Consider the following 13,802-nt stretch of genomic DNA (forward strand, 5'->3'; position numbering starts at 1 on the left):
TCGCCCCTCCCGCCCCCGTCGCCGCAGGCGCCGCGTCCCCCGCCGCGCCTGCGGCCGCCCCTCCGCCCGCGGCGCACCCCCGCCGCCGCGCCCGTGACCCCCGTCTCCCCGCCCGCAGACCGCACGCCCCGGCGCGACGCCCGCACGGGTCGCGAAGCGCCTGTTCTTCGGAGCCGTCTCTCGCGGATGCCGACAAGAGCGAGTCGGGGGGAGGGGTCAGGGATCGCGAAGCGACCCCGCGCAAGCGGGGCTTGTCCTTGACCCCTCCCCCCGACTCGCTCAGGCATCGCAAGCGAGAGACGGATCTGAAGAACAGGCGCGGCCCTGTTCTTGGGTGAGTCAGGAGCCCGCCGGAGGCAACCACGCCCGCCCTTCCAGGCGCTCCAGATCCCAAGGGCCCAAGCCCGCCCGCAGGGCGCCTCCGTCCCCGCCTCCCCGCCCCGCGCTCAGTCGGGGATCGCCACCACGTCGTAGATCGCCTCGATCTCCGGGCTGATCTGCACGCGTCCCAGCGCCTCGTGGATCAGCTCGTATATCTCGCCGCTCTCGTAGATCCGGCTCAGCTCCCGGTCCACCGCCAGCCGCAGCCGGCTCTCGCCGCGCCGCATCGCCAGCGCGTAGGGCTCGCGCGAGAGGGTGCGGCGCGCGATCACCGGCTGCACGGTGGGGCGCATCCGGCCCAGCTGGTAGAGCAGGATCGACTGGTCGCCGAGGTACGCCTCGACGTCCCCGCGCTGGAGGGCCTCCAGCCCCTCGACATGGCTCTGGAACAGCACCAGCTCCGCCTTCGGCGCGTGCTCGGCCAGCACCCGGCGAGCCAGCGCCTCGGTGGTGGTGCCGGCGAGCACGCCGACGGGCTCGTCGGTCAGCCGCTCCAGCGCCTCGGGGCCGCCCTTGCGGAACACGATGCCGGCGCCGTCGACGTAATAGGGGATCGAGAAATCCATCGTCGCGCGCCGCTTGAGGGTCTGGGTGGTGGGCCCGCACAACAGGTCGATGCGTCCTTCGTCGAGCGCGGCGAAGCGGGTCGAGGCGGTGACGGGCACCCATTGCACCGCGACGCCCCCGCCCGCGGCCTCGACGATGCCCGGCGCCGCGGCGGCGCAGAGCAGCACCGCGAGCCCCGCGGGCGCGCCCGCGTCGTCGGCGTAGGAGAAGGGCGGCGCGTCGAGCCGGTAGCCCATGCGCAGGGTCCCGCGCGCCTGCGCCTCGTCGAGCGCGTCCGCGCCGGCCGGCATCGGAGCCAGCCCCAGCGCCCCGCCCGCGAGGAGCAGCAGCGCCGCGAGGCCTGCGCGGATCCCCCGGCCCCGGCCCCTCCGGCGGGTCTCCGCCCGGGCGTTCGCCCGTCCGCTCCCCGCAGCCCCGATGCTCGCCCCTGGTCCCGACACGTTTCGCCCCCGATCAATCCGGCGCTCACTCTTGCGTAGGGGCGCAGACGAGGCAAGCGGCCCGCCGGGCGCGGCGCGAGGGCCGGCGAGAGCGCCACCGCCGAAGCCTCGATCGCGCCCCGGATCGCCGCCCGGACCGATGCAGGCGCGGCGGCGGCTCCGGCCGCCGCCCGCAAGGCTCAGGCGGCGTCTGGAAATCCCGCGCCCGGCGCGCTATCCCCCGCACGAGAGATCCGCCGCGCCCGCGCCCCGGGCGCGGATCCCCCCGCGCCCCGCCCGCGCGCGCCCTCCGCGCGCCGGCCCCCGAAAGAGGCCCCGACGAAGCATGGAAGCGCTCGACTACCGCGAACCGCAGGCGAAGGTCCTTCACGGCGCCCAGGGCGACTGGGAGATCGTGATCGGCATGGAGGTGCACGCCCAGGTCACCTCGAACTCCAAGCTCTTCTCCGGCGCCTCGACCGCCTTCGGCGCCGAGCCCAACACCAACGTCTCGCTGATCGACGCGGCGATGCCCGGCATGCTGCCCGTGATCAACGACTTCTGCGTCGAGCAGGCGGTGCGCGCGGGCCTCGGCCTGAACGCGCAGATCAACCTGCGCTCGGTCTTCGACCGCAAGAACTACTTCTACCCGGACTCGCCGCAGGGCTATCAGATCTCCCAGTTCAAGCACCCGATCGTGGGCGAGGGCGAGGTGCTGGTGGACATCGAGCCCGGCGTCGCGCGCCGCGTGCGGATCGAGCGCATCCACCTCGAGCAGGACGCCGGCAAGTCGATCCACGACATGGACCCGTCGCTGAGCTTCATCGACTTCAACCGCACCGGCGTGCCGCTGATGGAGATCGTCTCGCGCCCCGACATCCGCGGCCCCGAGGAGGCGGCGGAATACGTGCGCAAGCTGCGCCAGATCCTGCGCTACCTCGGCGCCTGCGACGGCAACATGCAGGAAGGCTCGCTGCGCGCGGACGTCAACGTCTCGGTCTGCAAGCCCGGCGACTACGAGCGGTTCCGCGAGACGGGCGACTTCTCGGTGCTGGGCACGCGCTGCGAGATCAAGAACATGAACTCAATGCGCTTCATCCAGCAGGCCATCGACTACGAGGCGCGCCGCCAGATCGCGATCCTCGAGGACGGCGGCGTGGTGGAGCAGGAGACGCGCCTTTACGACCCGGCGAAGGGCGAGACCCGCTCGATGCGCTCCAAGGAGGAGGCGCACGACTACCGCTACTTCCCCGACCCCGACCTGCTGCCGCTGGAGTTCGACGAGGCCTACGTGCAGCGCGTGCGCGACAGCCTGCCCGAGCTGCCCGACGCCAAGAAGAAGCGCTTCGTAGAAGCCTACGGGATGACCGAGTACGACGCCTCGGTCCTGACCGCCGAGCATGAGAACGCCGCCTTCTTCGAGGCGGTGGCCGAGGGGCGCGACGGAAAGACCGCCGCCAACTGGGTGATCAACGAGCTGTTCGGCCGCCTCAACAAGGAAGGCCTCGCCGTCGCCGACAGCCCGGTTTCGGCCGCGCAGCTGGGCGGCGTGATCGACCTGGTCGCGAAGGACGTGGTCTCGGGCAAGGGCGGCAAGGACGTGCTCGACCTGCTGTGGTCCGAGGAGAAGGGCGCCGACCCCGCCGAGCTCGTCGAGCGCAAGGGAATGAAGCAGGTCTCCGACACGGGCGCGATCGAGGCGGCGGTGGACGAGGTGATCGCCGCCAATCCCGACAAGGTCGCCCAGGCGAAGGAGAAGCCCTCGCTGGCCGGCTGGTTCGTGGGCCAGGTGATGAAGGCCACCGGCGGCAAGGCCAACCCCAAGGCGGTGAACGAGATCGTCAAGGCCAAGCTCGGGATCTGAGCGCGACGCCGGGCGCAGGGGGAGCGGGCGCGCCCGCCCTGCCCCGCCCGCCCCTGCCCCGCAGGGCTTGCCTCGAAGGGCCTTGCCCCGCCCGACATTGCCTCGCGACGCCGCGCGGGGCGCCTGCGGGGCCGCATCGACGCTGCGTCAGGCGCGCTCCTGTTGGAAACCGCCCGCGGTCGAGCTACCGTCCCCGCCGAACTGCAACCGGGAATCCAGCCGCATGAGCGCATACGAGTACAAGACCGTCGCCGCCCCTCGCCGCGCGGGCCGCTATCGCGGCGTGGCCAAGGGCCCCGACAGCTTCGCCCGCACCCTCGAGGAGGCGCTGGCCGACGAGGCGGTGGACGGCTGGGAGTTCCTGCGCGCCGAGAACCTGCCCTGCGAGGAGAAGCGCGGCTGGCTCTCCCGGCGGGAGACGGTGTTCCACGCGGTGCTGGTGTTCCGCCGGATGCGCGAGCAGGTGCGCCCCGTCGCGGCCCCCGGCGCCGCCCGCGACTGGTCCGACCCGGGCTTCGACGAGCCCTCCCCCGCCTTCCAGCGCCCGCCGCCCGCGCAGCCGCAGGCCCATCCTCAGCCCCAGGCCCAGACCCACGCCCAGGCGCCGGTCGCCGATCCGGACGCGGCGCTGATGCGCCTCGAGCCCGAGATGCGCGATCCCACCGGCGACGCCCCCCGCCTCGGCCCCGCCGACCGCTGAGCCGACCGGCGTCGGCGGCTCCGCGGATCGTCGCCCGTCGCGCTCGAACGACACGGGGCCGGCGAGATGTCGCCGGCCCCGTCGCCTGTCCGCCCTCCGCCGGCGCCTCCGCCGCCCGGACGCCGGCTCAATCGTCGTCGTCGTCGTCCCCGCCGACCACCGCGCTGACGCCCGCGCCCACCACGTCCGCGGTGGTCGAGACCGCGGTGCCCGCGACCGAGACGGTGGTCGAGACGACCGTGCCCGCCACGCTGGCCACCGCGCAGCCCGACAGGGCCGCGAGCGCCAGCAGCGCCGCCAGCCGGCTCATCCGTCCGCCTCCCCGGCCAGCGACAGCGACAGGGCGTGGACGCGCGCCTCCATCTCCGGCTTGAGGAGGGTCATCACCAGGCGTTGACGTTGCACCCGGCTCTTGCCGTCGAAGGCGGCGGACCTCACATGGACGCGGAAATGGGTCTCGCCCCCGTCGCGATACCCGCCGTGTCCACGATGGCTTTCGGATTCGTCCACGATCGCCAGCTCGCTGGGGTTGAACTCGGCGACCAGCTTCTCCCGCATGCGGCGCGCCCAGGGGCCCTCGGCCCCGGCCTCCGCTTCCGCTCCTGCGTCGTTCCCGCGCATCGTCGCGATCCTCCGGCTGTTCCTGGGGCGTGCGCGGGCTAGACTGTCGGGTCCCGAGTCGACCCGCAAGCCAAAGGAAAGACCCGCGTGCCGCGCCGCTCGTTCCTCGACTACGACGTCTCCGTGTCCGCCGACAAGGCGCGCCGCGCCCGCCGCCGCGGGCATACCGGCGCGTTCGAGGGGGGCGAACGCCAGTGCGAATGCGAAGGTTGCGAGGAGGCCGGCCTCTACCGCGCCCCCCGCGCGCCGGACGACCTGGAAAACTTCCACTGGTTCTGCCTGGAGCATGTGCGCGAGTACAACCGCGCCTGGAACTACTTCCGCGACCGCTCGGAGGAGGAGGTCGAGGACTACCTGCGCCACGCCACGGTCTGGGACCGCCCGACCTGGCGGATCGGCAAGGACGGCAAGCCCCATGTCTCGGCCAACGGCCATGCCGAGGGCCAGGCCTGGCGGCGCTTCGGCTACAACGACCCGTTCCAGGTGCTGGGCGAGAACGCCACGATCAACCCCGGCAAGGCGCAGCCGGACGCCCCCGTCCGCCCGCGCCGCCGCCTGCTGCCCGCGAACGAACGCCGCGCGCTGGAGATCCTGGGCGTCGAGGACGAGGCCGGGCGCGACGCGATCCGCACCCGCTACAAGTCTCTGGTCAAGGACCTGCACCCCGACATGAACGGCGGCCGCCGCGACGCCGAGGACCGCCTCTCGAAGGTCATCTGGGCCTGGGAGCAGATCAAGACCAGCCGCAACTTCCCCGCCTGACCGCGCCGCTCCCCGCCCGCCTCCAAGCGCCCCGGCGCGACGCCCGCAGGCCCGCGCGAAGCGCCTGTTCTTCGGAGCCGTCCGTCGCTGATGCCGTGAAGAGCGAGTCGCCCGCCGGGGTCCAGGATCGCGAAGCGACCCCCGAAAGGGGGCTTGTCCTTGACCCCGGCGGGCGACTCGCTCAGGCATCAACAGCGACGGACGGATCCGAAGGACAGGCGCGGCCCTGTTCTTTGGTGAGCTCCCGAAGCGACCTACCGGGCGCGCAAGCGCCCCCGCGCAGCGGCCAGCCGACGAGCCCCGCCTCGAAGGCCCCCCCTCGCCCCCCGGGCGCCCCCCCGCTTCAGACCGCCGCCGCGACCGCCCTCGAGAACTCCGCCTTCAGCGTCTCCACGTCCTCGATCCCGACCGAGACGCGGATGAACCCCTGGGTGATCCCCAGCGCGTTGCGCCCCTCCTCGCTCAGCGCGCGGTGGGAGGAGGAGGGCGGGTGGCTCAGCAGGGTCTGCACGTCGCCCAGCGAGGGCGCGAAGGGCAGCGTCTCGGCCGCGCGGATGAAGGCGTTCGCCACCTTGCGCCCGCCGGCGAGGCGGAAGGCCACCATGGTCCCGAAGCGCCCCTGCAGCAGGTCGCCCGCCCGGTTGTGGTCGGGGTGATCCGGCCGGCCCGGGTAGATCGCCGCCTCGACCCCCGGCAGCCCCGCCAGGTGGTCGGCGAGCGCGGCCGCGTTCGCCTCCGCCCGGTCGTAGCGGAGCGCGAAGCTCAACAGCCCCCGCTCGGCCAGCCAGCAGTCGAAGGGGCTCGCCGTCGCGCCGATCGAGCCCTGGGCGGCGAAGAGCTGTTCGCGCACCGCGGCCTCGCGCGCCGCGACCCAGCCCAGGGTGGCGTCCGAATGCCCCGACAGCAGCTTGGTGACCGAGTGCAGAACCACGTCGGCGCCATGTTCGAACGGCCGCCAGCCGCGGGGGGTGGTGAAGGTGTTGTCGACCACCAGCAGCGCCCCGCATTCCCGCGCCGCCGCGCGCGCCGCGTCCATGTCGGCGATACGCAGGGTGGGGTTCGAGACGACCTCGGCGAAGACCATCGCCGCGGGCGTCTTCGCGGCCTGCGCCCAGGCGGCGGCGTCGGTGGGGTCGATGAAGTCGACCGAGATCCCGAAGCGCGGCAGGTCCTGGGTCATCAGGCGCAGGGTGCGGCCGTAGAGCTGGTTCGAGGCGATCACCCGGTCGCCGGACTTCAGCAGCCCCAGCAGCACCGCCGAGACCGCGCCCATTCCCGAGCCGAACATCAGCCCGCCGCCGCCCGAGGCCGGCGCCCCCTCGAGCGCATCGATGGCCGCGGCCAGCATCTCGGCGTTGGGATGGGACTCGCGGGCGTAGGCGTAGCCCCGGGTCCGCCCCTCGTACTGGTCGTCGAGCGCGTCCGCATCCTCCGCCCGCCAGACCACCGAGGGCCAGATCGGGCTCGCCACGGGCCGGGAGACGGACGCGGGCGGCGCGACGCGGCGGGCGGGGTCGGAGGGGGGCTGGTCGGTCATCGCGCGCTCCACGCAGGGGTCGATCTAGGGGTAGGCGAATGGATAGCGGAGGCGGGGAGGGACGGGAAGCGGGGGACTTGGGAAGGGACGCTTCGGGAGCTCACCAAAGAACAGGGCCCGCGCCTGTTCTCCGGAGCCGTCCGTCGCTGAAGATGCCTGAGCGACTCGCGGGGAGGGGTCAAGGACAAGCCCCGCTTGCGCGGGGTCGCTGCGCGATCCTGGACCCCTCCCCGCGAGTCGCTCTTATCGGCATCAGCGACGGACGGCTCCGGAGAACAGGCGCTCCGCGACGGGGCTCAGCGTTTCGCCCGGCGCCAGCCGGCGGCGCGCGCGTCGGCTTCGGAGCAGAACCAGCGCTCGCCCTTCTCTTCCGAGATGCGGGTGCGCGCGTAATCGGCCTGGCCGGGCATGTGGTAGATGCGCCCGGAGCCGGAGATGTTGCCCTTGATCTCGCAGCCGGGGGCGGGGCCCTTCTCGGCCGCCAGCGCCGCGTCGAGGGCGGCCCCGGTCTTCGCCGTCGCGGCCGAGGGGCCGTTGCGCCGCCAGTCCCAGGGCGTGTCGAACGGACCCGACCACATGCCCAGCTTAGCGGCCTTGGCCTGCGCCTCGGCGTCGCCGTAGAGCTCCGGGCGCCCGCGGTAGATCACCGCCTGGCCCGCGGCCACCATCGCCCGGCCCAGGTCCCGCCCCCGCGCCGAGCAGCGCGCCAGCGGGCGCTTGTAGACGTCGATCTCGTCCCAGGCGCAGGCGACCGGAGCGCCGCCGACCAGCGCCTCGAGCGCCTGCGTCGAGACCTCCCCGCAGGGGTAGAGCGCGCCCTGCGCGTCGCGGCAGGCCTGCGCGGCCTCGGGCGCGTCGATCTCCAGCAGGCGGATGCGTTCGTCCCCGATCACCAGCGTGTCGCCGTCCACCACCCGGGCAGGCCCCTCGATGCGCCCGGCCTCGCCGGCCCCGGAGGGGGACGGCGCGGCGGCGGCGAGGAGCGCGAGCAGCGGCAGGACGACGGCGCGGAGGATCGGGGGCATGGGGCCTCGGGGTGCGTTAACGAAATCTTAGGATCTCTTAACGCATCGATCCGGCCGGCGCCTCCCCCGGCCGCCCGCCTGCCGGCGGCAGGTTCCCCGCCCTGCGCCGCGGCGCCGCGCGGCGCGTATCGCGACGCGGCGCCTCGCCGCTGGCGCCCTTGCGCCTGCAGATCATATGCTGCACGAAACAAGCGCATGGACAGACCGGACCCGGACCGGCGGAAAGCGAGCGATACATGGCCGACGGCGCAACCCTCGATACGATGACCCCCACCCTGGATATCTCGGTGCGCGAGGCCTTCGGCATCGATTCCGACATGAAGGTCAAGGGCTTCGCCCAGGCCACGGACCGCGTGCCGACGCTGGACCCGACCTACCAGTTCGATCGCGACACCACGATGGCGATCCTGGCCGGGTTCAGCTTCAACCGCCGCGTGATGATCCAGGGCTACCACGGCACCGGCAAGTCGACTCACATCGAGCAGGTCGCCTCGCGCCTGAACTGGCCCTGCGTGCGCGTGAACCTCGACAGCCACATCTCCCGCATCGACCTGATCGGCAAGGACGCGATCAAGATCCGCGACGGCAAGCAGGTCACCGAATTCCATGAGGGCATCCTGCCCTGGGCGCTGAAGAACCCCGTCGCCATCGTCTTCGACGAGTACGACGCCGGCCGCCCGGACGTGATGTTCGTGATCCAGCGCGTGCTGGAGGTCGACGGCAAGCTGACGCTGCTCGACCAGAACGAGGTCATCCACCCCCACCCCTACTTCCGCCTCTTCGCGACGGCGAACACGGTGGGCCTGGGCGACACGACCGGCCTCTACCATGGCACCCAGCAGATCAACCAGGGCCAGATGGACCGCTGGTCGCTGGTGGTGACCCTGAACTACCTGCCCCACGACGCCGAGTGCGGCATCGTCCTGGCGAAGAACAAGGACTACGACACGCCCGAGGGCCGCACGACCATCTCGCGGATGGTCACGGTGGCGGACCTGACCCGCTCGGCCTTCATGAACGGCGATCTCTCGACCGTCATGTCGCCGCGCACGGTGCTGGCCTGGGCCGAGAACGCGCGCATCTTCGCGGGCGACATCGGCTTCGCCTTCCGGGTGACGTTCCTCAACAAGTGCGACGAGCTCGAGCGCCAGACGGTCGCCGAGTTCTACCAGCGCTGCTTCGGCAAGGAACTGCCCGAGAGCGCGGCCAGCGTGGCGCTGGGGTGAGACGGCTGGGCGGCGCCGCGAACCCGGTCCGCGTCGCGGCGCGCGTCGCGGCGGCCGGGATCGTGGCGACGCTCGCCGCCGGCCCCGCCCTGGCCGCGGCCGAGCCCTTCACGCGCACGCTGGAGGCCTGGACGCCCGCCAACGACGACGAGGCGTTCGAGATCGTCACCCGCTGCGCCGTGGTCAGCCAGCTGGTCGTGCAGGCCACCCAGGGCCAGCCCGACGCGCAGCGCGAGGTCACCGTCGCCATCGCCACCTTCTTCGCCCGCCTGATGGGCACGGCCGAGAGCGAGCGGGCGATGATGGACGGGCGCGAGCCGCGCGAGCTGGGCCCGATCGCGACCCAGGCGAACGCGCGCTACAACGCCAACAACGCGACGGGCGAGTTCCTCGGCCAGGGCGATTTCAACACGCTGCTGACCCGCGACTACGACGTCTGCGTGCAGATCGCCCAGGAAAGCGGCCGCGTCGGCGAGACCGACTGACGCGAACGGACCGAGCGGCCCCGCGGCCGCGACACGAACCAGGGCCTCGCGCCGCCCCCCCGAGGGACGCCGCCGCGAGGCCGCCACGAGAACCAGACGGGGAGCCGTAAGACATGGCCGCCAACGACCGGGACAATCCCGCGGATCCCTTCAAGAAGGCGGTGGCCGAGGCGACCCGCGCCATGGCCAACGACCGCGACCTGCAGGTGACCTTCTCGGTCGACCCGCCGGGCATGTCCAACGACAGCCTGCGCCTGCCCCAGGTCTCGCGCCGCATGTCGAAGGAGGAGGTCATCGCCGCCCGCGGGGCCGGCGACGCCTACGCCCTGCGCATGCGCTTCCACGACGACGCGCTGCACAACCGCTACCTGCCCCAGGGCGACATGGCCCGCGCGCTCTTCGAGGCGATGGAGACCGCGCGCTGCGAGGCGATCGGCGCCAAGGCGATGCCCGGCGTCGCCCAGAACCTCGACGCGCGCATGGCCGAGACGGCGCGCAAGATGGGCTACGCCGAGATCACCGACGCCGCCAAGGCGCCGCTGGCCGAGGCCGCGGGCTACATGCTGCGCCAGATGGCCACCGGCCGCCCCCTGCCCGCCGGCGCCGAGAACGTGCTGGGCCTGTGGCGCGGCTTCCTCGAGCAGCAGTCGGCCGAGAGCATGGCGGCGGCCACCGAGAACCTCGAGGACCAGGCCGCCTTCGCGAAGCTCGCCCGCCAGGTGATCGACCAGCTCGGCTATGGCGAGCAGCTGGGCGAGGACCCCGACGAGCCCGACGAGCAGGACGAGGACAACCAGGAGGAGGGCGAGGAGGCCGAGCCCGACACCGACGAGGGCGGCGACGAGGAAGGCGACGACCAGCAGGACTACGCCCCCGACGACCAGTCCTCCGAGGCCCCGGACAGCACCGCCGCCCAGGCGCAGCTCGACGAGAACGACGACGCCGACCTGACCGAGGAGGCCGCCGAGGACGAGGGCGATCCGCCCGACAGCCCCCCGCGCCCGCCGTCGGCCTCCGAGGCCGACCCGCTCTACAAGGTGTTCTCCTCGGCCAACGACGAGGAGGTGGCCGCCACCGACCTCGCCGAGCCCGAGGAATTGGAAAGGCTGCGCGCCTATCTCGACCAGCAGCTGGAACCGCTGAAGGGCGCCGTCTCGCGCTTGGCGAACAAGCTTCAGCGCCGGCTGCAGGCGCAGCAGAACCGGTCCTGGGACTTCGACAAGGAGGAGGGCGTGCTCGACGCCGCCCGCCTCGCGCGCGTGGTCGCCAACCCGACCACGCCGCTGAGCTTCAAGGTCGAGAAGGACGCCAAGTTCCGCGACACCGTGGTGACGCTGCTGATCGACAACTCCGGCTCGATGCGCGGCCGGCCGATCTCGATCGCCGCGATCTGCGCCGACATCCTCGCCCGCACGCTGGAGCGTTGCGCGGTGAAGGTCGAGGTGCTGGGCTTCACCACCCGCGCCTGGAAGGGCGGGCAGAGCCGGGAGCAGTGGCTCCAGGCCGGCCGTCCGCAGGCGCCGGGTCGCCTCAACGACCTGCGCCACATCATCTACAAGCCCGCCGACGCGCCCTGGCGGCGCGTGCGCGACAACCTCGGGCTGATGATGAAGGAGGGGCTCCTGAAGGAGAACATCGACGGCGAGGCGCTGGAATGGGCGCATCGCCGGCTGGAGAAGCGACCCGAGCAGCGCCGCATCCTGATGGTGATCTCCGACGGCGCGCCGGTGGACGACTCGACCCTGTCGGTCAACGCCTCGAACTACCTCGAGAAGCACCTGCGCGACGTGATCGCGATGATCGAGCGCAAGAAGCAGGTCGAGCTTCTGGCCATCGGCATCGGCCACGACGTGACCCGCTACTACAACCGCGCGGTGACGATCACCGACGTCGACCAGCTCGCCGGCGCGATGACCGAGCAGCTGGCGGCGCTGTTCGACACCGACCCGATGGCGCTCGGCAAGGCCGCGCGCCGGGGCAAGATGCGCCGGGTGGCCTGACCCCCGGCCGACGCCCCCGCCCGCGATGCGCGCCCCGGAGTCCCGCTCCGGGGCGCGGTCGTTTCGGCCGCGGCGCAGGAGGCCCCGCGCATGGCGGCGGCGTCCGTACCCCGATCGGGCCTCGAGGCGCGACCATTCGCGCGGCGACGGCGTTCACGCTTCTGAACGACGCTTCCGTCACGCGGGGCCGAGGTCGGCCGCGCTTAGTGCACCTGCGTCCGCGCCCCGCGCGGCCCCTGCTTCGGAGCGGCGTCATGCTCAAGCGCGTTCTCATCCCGGCGGCGGCCCTGGCGCTCGCCGCGCTCTCCGCCCTGCCCGCCCAGGCCTATTTCACCACCCTCGTCCCAGGCCCGGGATCCGACCTTCCCGCGGACCGGCTGGTGATCTCCTGGACGACGGACCTGACCTCCGGGACGGTGACCACGGCCGACCTGACCAGCCTGCAGTTCGAACTCTACGGCAATCCCACCTTCGTCATCGTCGAGGACGTGGCGATCGTGGGCGGGGTGGTGCAGGCGCTGGCCGGCAATGCGCGGGCGCTCGGCGACATCGACTTCAGCTTCGATCTCGACCTGTTCAACCTCGGCGGCGGCCAGGGCCTGCTGAGCTTCGACAACAACGTCGCCGATTTCACGCCGCCGACCGACCAGTCGATGCTCGACGCCTGGGGCACGAGCGACACGCTGGGCGCGACGGTCTGGGTCCCGGCCGAGTCGCCGCCTAACATCATCATGTCCGGCTCCGGCCCGGCCGCGTCCTCGACCGTGGTGCCGCTGCCCGCGGCGGCGCCCCTTCTGGCCGGCGCGCTGGGTCTGCTGGGCCTCGTCGCTCGCCGGCGACGCGCCGCGCGGGGCTGAGCCACCCTCAGCCCCCCTCCAGCCGCCGCGCCGCCGCCAGGCCCGCGTGGCGGCCGGTGGCGAGGCACGCGGTCAGCAGCCAGCCGCCCGTCGGCGCCTCCCAGTCCAGCATCTCGCCCGCGCAGAAGACGCCGGGAATCGCCCTCAGCATCAGCCCCTCGTCCAGCGCCGCGCGCGGCACGCCGCCGGCGGTCGAGATCGCCTCGTCCATCGGGCGCAGGCCGGCGTGGCGCACCGGCAGCGCCTTCAGCAGCGCCGCCAGCGCCGCGGGCTCGGCGGGCGCGGGGCGCGCGAACTCCATCGCCAGCGCCCGGCGCGCGGGGTCGAGGCGCAGCGCCTTGCGCAACCGGTTCGCCAGGCTCTCCCCCTTGCGCGCGCGGGAGAGCCGGGCGGCGACCTCGCCAAGCTCCAGGTCCGGCAGCAGGTCGAGCGTCAGCGCCGCCCCCTCGCGCACCGCGGCCGAGACGGCGTAGATCCCGCCCCCCTCGAGCCCCCGGGCCGAGATCGCGAACTCGCCCCGGCTGCGCAGCGGCCCGGCCTGAAGCGCCGCCGCCTTCACCGGCGCCCCGAAGCGCGGCGCCATGGCCGGCGACCAGTCCACCCGCAGCCCCGCGTTCGCCGGGCGGAAGGGCGCGAGCGGCACGCCCCGCGCCGCCAGCGCCTGCGCCCAGGCGCCGTCGGAGCCGAGCCGCGCCCAGCTCGCCCCGCCCATCGCCAGCACCGCGACGGCGGGCGTCTCCAGCCGCGGGCCGTCGGGCGTCTCGAAGCGCAGCGCCTCGCCCTCCCACCCGGTCCAGCGCCAGCGGCGATGCAGCACCGCGCCCCGCCCCTCCAGCCGCGCCAGCCACGCGCGCAGCAGGGGCGAGGCCTTCATCGCCTTCGGGAACACCCGGGCCGTGGAGCCCGCGAAGGTCTCCTGCCCCAGCCCCTCCACCCAGGCGCGCACCTCGGCCGGGCCGAAGGCCTCGATCATCGGGGCGAGCCAGCCTCGCGCCTCGGCATAGGCGTCGAGGAAGGGCGCCGTCGGCTCGTCGCGGGTGATGTTCAGGCCCGAGCGGCCCGCCATCAGGAACTTGCGCGCGGGCGAGGGCATCGCCTCGGCCAGCGCGACCGCGTGACCGCGCGACGACAGCGCCTCGGCCGCCATCAGCCCGGCGGGGCCGGCGCCGACGATCAGGGCGGGGGCTTGGGTCATGGCGGCCTCGGCTGGGTCTGGCGGCGGGAGCGCCCCTCGAATGGCGCGCCCGGGGCGCGAGAGCAAGGGCGCCGCGCGCCTCCGGCCCCCGGGACCAGAGGCCGGCGGTCGCATCCGCCGGTCGGTTCCGCACGGGGCGATGGGCTTGGCCGCGCGTCGGCGC

13 protein-coding genes are annotated in these 13,802 nt (G+C 73.4%); 7 read left to right on the forward strand and 6 right to left on the reverse strand.

Annotation, left to right across the window (positions count from 1 at the left end; all coding sequences use genetic code 11):
- Window positions 1–446: 446 nt before the first annotated feature.
- Window positions 447–1,238 (reverse strand): amino acid ABC transporter substrate-binding protein, encoded by a 792-nt coding sequence (locus P2H44_RS05390; RefSeq protein WP_275762421.1) that lies wholly within the window; start codon window positions 1,236–1,238, stop codon window positions 447–449.
- Between the two features lie 475 nt (window positions 1,239–1,713).
- On the opposite strand from P2H44_RS05390, the gene gatB reads away from it, so the two are divergent.
- Together gatB and P2H44_RS05400 are read left to right on the forward strand one after the other, a co-directional pair.
- Window positions 1,714–3,231 carry an Asp-tRNA(Asn)/Glu-tRNA(Gln) amidotransferase subunit GatB gene (gene gatB, locus P2H44_RS05395; protein ID WP_275762422.1) on the forward strand — a complete coding sequence of 506 codons (1,518 nt, stop codon included), beginning with the start codon at window positions 1,714–1,716 and terminating at the stop codon, window positions 3,229–3,231.
- 223 nt (window positions 3,232–3,454) lie between these two features.
- A complete protein-coding gene (locus tag P2H44_RS05400) occupies window positions 3,455–3,931 on the forward strand; it encodes a hypothetical protein (RefSeq protein ID WP_275762424.1) in 477 nt (158 codons plus the stop codon).
- A gap of 127 nt (window positions 3,932–4,058) precedes the next feature.
- On the opposite strand, the gene P2H44_RS05405 is transcribed toward P2H44_RS05400, so the two are convergent.
- Both P2H44_RS05405 and P2H44_RS05410 read right to left on the reverse strand, forming a co-directional pair.
- Window positions 4,059–4,241 (reverse strand): hypothetical protein, encoded by a 183-nt coding sequence (locus P2H44_RS05405; RefSeq protein WP_275762426.1) that lies wholly within the window; start codon window positions 4,239–4,241, stop codon window positions 4,059–4,061.
- Window positions 4,238–4,552: a BolA family protein gene (locus tag P2H44_RS05410; protein WP_462976261.1), complete on the reverse strand. Its 315-nt coding sequence runs from the start codon at window positions 4,550–4,552 to the stop codon at window positions 4,238–4,240. The genes P2H44_RS05405 and P2H44_RS05410 overlap by 4 nt, the downstream gene beginning before the upstream one ends.
- A gap of 87 nt (window positions 4,553–4,639) precedes the next feature.
- Between P2H44_RS05410 and P2H44_RS05415 the strand changes: the two genes are divergently transcribed.
- Entirely contained in the window at window positions 4,640–5,314 is a 675-nt protein-coding gene (locus P2H44_RS05415; RefSeq protein ID WP_275762427.1) for a J domain-containing protein, read from the forward strand.
- Window positions 5,315–5,657: 343 nt separating this feature from the next.
- Here the strand turns inward: P2H44_RS05415 and P2H44_RS05420 are convergent, their stop codons facing one another.
- Window positions 5,658–6,851 carry a trans-sulfuration enzyme family protein gene (locus P2H44_RS05420; RefSeq protein ID WP_275762428.1) on the reverse strand — a complete coding sequence of 398 codons (1,194 nt, stop codon included), beginning with the start codon at window positions 6,849–6,851 and terminating at the stop codon, window positions 5,658–5,660.
- Window positions 6,852–7,147: 296 nt separating this feature from the next.
- Complete coding sequence (locus tag P2H44_RS05425) at window positions 7,148–7,876, reverse strand: thermonuclease family protein (RefSeq protein WP_275762429.1); 729 nt, start codon at window positions 7,874–7,876, stop codon at window positions 7,148–7,150.
- A gap of 236 nt (window positions 7,877–8,112) precedes the next feature.
- On the opposite strand from P2H44_RS05425, the gene cobS reads away from it, so the two are divergent.
- The 4 genes from cobS (at window position 8,113) to P2H44_RS05445 (ending at window position 12,444) form a co-directional block, all read left to right on the forward strand.
- The gene (cobS, locus tag P2H44_RS05430) at window positions 8,113–9,102 is read left to right on the forward strand and encodes a cobaltochelatase subunit CobS (protein WP_275762430.1); all 990 of its coding nucleotides are present in this window, start codon (window positions 8,113–8,115) and stop codon (window positions 9,100–9,102) included.
- Window positions 9,099–9,587, forward strand: a complete 489-nt coding sequence (locus tag P2H44_RS05435; RefSeq protein WP_275762431.1) for a hypothetical protein — start codon at window positions 9,099–9,101, stop codon at window positions 9,585–9,587. The genes cobS and P2H44_RS05435 overlap by 4 nt, the downstream gene beginning before the upstream one ends.
- A 113-nt stretch (window positions 9,588–9,700) precedes the next feature.
- The gene (cobT, locus tag P2H44_RS05440) at window positions 9,701–11,587 is read left to right on the forward strand and encodes a cobaltochelatase subunit CobT (RefSeq protein ID WP_275762432.1); all 1,887 of its coding nucleotides are present in this window, start codon (window positions 9,701–9,703) and stop codon (window positions 11,585–11,587) included.
- A 254-nt stretch (window positions 11,588–11,841) separates the two neighbouring features.
- Window positions 11,842–12,444 (forward strand): hypothetical protein, encoded by a 603-nt coding sequence (locus P2H44_RS05445; protein ID WP_275762433.1) that lies wholly within the window; start codon window positions 11,842–11,844, stop codon window positions 12,442–12,444.
- 7 nt (window positions 12,445–12,451) lie between these two features.
- On the opposite strand, the gene P2H44_RS05450 is transcribed toward P2H44_RS05445, so the two are convergent.
- A complete protein-coding gene (locus P2H44_RS05450; RefSeq protein WP_275762434.1) occupies window positions 12,452–13,639 on the reverse strand; it encodes a TIGR03862 family flavoprotein in 1,188 nt (395 codons plus the stop codon).
- Window positions 13,640–13,802: the final 163 nt, after the last annotated feature.

The sequence above is a fragment of the Albimonas marina genome (assembly GCF_029223255.1).
Taxonomy (GTDB): domain Bacteria; phylum Pseudomonadota; class Alphaproteobacteria; order Rhodobacterales; family Rhodobacteraceae; genus Albimonas.